The following is a 1,239-nucleotide window of genomic DNA, read 5'->3' as shown; positions in this document are numbered from 1 at the left end:
TACCCGCGCTCGCCGAACAGGTCGGCGACGGTGGTCTTGCCGCTGCCGATGCCGCCGGTCAGGCCGATGGAAAAGGGCGTTGCGCCGGCGCTGGAGGAAATGTCGTTCATCAATACGATCCGAATAAAAGCAGGGATTTGCCGTACAGCAGCATCAGTACGCCGCCCAGCGCCAGATAGGGACCGAACGGAATGCTCTGGTCTTTGCTGTGCTTGCGCAGAATGACCATGCCGATGCCCACCACGGCGCCGGTGCAGGATGCCAACACCAGGATCAGCGGCAGCGCTTGCCAACCCAGCCAGGCGCCGAGCGCCGCCAGCAGCTTGAAGTCGCCGTAGCCCATGCCTTCCTTGCCGGTGGCCAGCCTGAAGATCCAGTAAATGCTCCAGAGTACAAGATAACCGGCGGCCGCGCCGATGACGGCGTCGGCCAGCGGCACGAAGACGCCGCCCAGGTTGACCAGTAGCCCCAGCCACAGCAGCGGCAGCGTCAGGCTGTCGGGCAGCAACTGGGTATGGGCGTCGATGAAGCCCAGCGCGATCAGGAAATAGAGGAGGGCCAGCGCGGCGACGCCTTCCAGGCCGAGGCCGAAATGCCACGCCGTCAATGCCGACAGCAGCGCCGTGAGGATTTCCACCGCCGGATAGCGACGCGAAATGGCCGTGCCGCACGCGGCGCAGCGGCCACGCAGCAGCAGATAACCGAGCAGCGGAATATTGTGCCGGGGAGCGACCGGCGCTGCGCAATGCGGGCAGGCCGAACGCGGCGTCCACAAATTGTAGCGCTCGCCGTGCGGCAGGCTGTGCCCAGCTTCGTGGGCCAGGTAGTTCTCGGCTTCGCGTTGCATCATCTGCGGCAGCCGGTGGATGACGACGTTGAGGAAGCTGCCGATCAGCAGTCCTGCGCAGGCGGCCAGCGCCGCTGCTGCGGCATTGCCACTGCCGTGCATGTCGGCCAGAGTCAGCAGTTCGAACATCAGATAACGGATCCCAGTTTGAAAATAGGCAGGTACATCGCAATCACCAGGCCGCCGATGACGACGCCCAATACCAGCATGATAAAGGGTTCCATCAGTGTAGAGATGGTAGCGACCGCTTCGTCGACCTCGATTTCATAGAAATCGGCCACTTTGGCCAGCATCTGGTCGAGCGCGCCGGATTCCTCGCCGATGGCGACCATCTGGCCGACCAGCTCCGGAAAGAGCCGGGTGCCTTCGATCGCCGCCGCCAGGCTGGCGCC

At 64.1% G+C, this 1,239-nt stretch carries 3 protein-coding genes; all 3 read right to left on the bottom strand.

What is annotated here, in order from left to right; all coding sequences use genetic code 11:
- On the bottom strand, nucleotides 1–110 hold a 110-nt coding region (locus tag HLUSI_RS32970; RefSeq protein ID WP_157137946.1), incomplete at its 3' end, for a nucleoside/nucleotide kinase family protein.
- Nucleotides 110–976: a prepilin peptidase gene (locus HLUSI_RS0120350; RefSeq protein WP_016835701.1), complete on the bottom strand. Its 867-nt coding sequence runs from the start codon at nucleotides 974–976 to the stop codon at nucleotides 110–112. The genes HLUSI_RS32970 and HLUSI_RS0120350, both read right to left, overlap by 1 nt.
- A partial coding sequence (locus tag HLUSI_RS29815) for a type II secretion system F family protein (protein WP_040503726.1) occupies nucleotides 976–1,239 on the bottom strand: 264 nt, incomplete at its 5' end. The genes HLUSI_RS0120350 and HLUSI_RS29815, both read right to left, overlap by 1 nt.

Source organism: Herbaspirillum lusitanum P6-12, assembly GCF_000256565.1.
GTDB classification, from domain to species: Bacteria; Pseudomonadota; Gammaproteobacteria; order Burkholderiales; family Burkholderiaceae_D; genus Herbaspirillum; species Herbaspirillum lusitanum.
The sequence above is the reverse complement of the archived record's forward strand: the minus strand, read 5'-3'. Positions and strand labels throughout refer to the sequence as shown.

What these genes read in the sequence shown, in the direction of transcription:
- HLUSI_RS0120350 (WP_016835701.1), bottom strand. Translation starts at nt 976, where the DNA reads ATGTTCGAACTGCTGACTCTGGCCGACATGCACGGCAGTGGCAATGCC.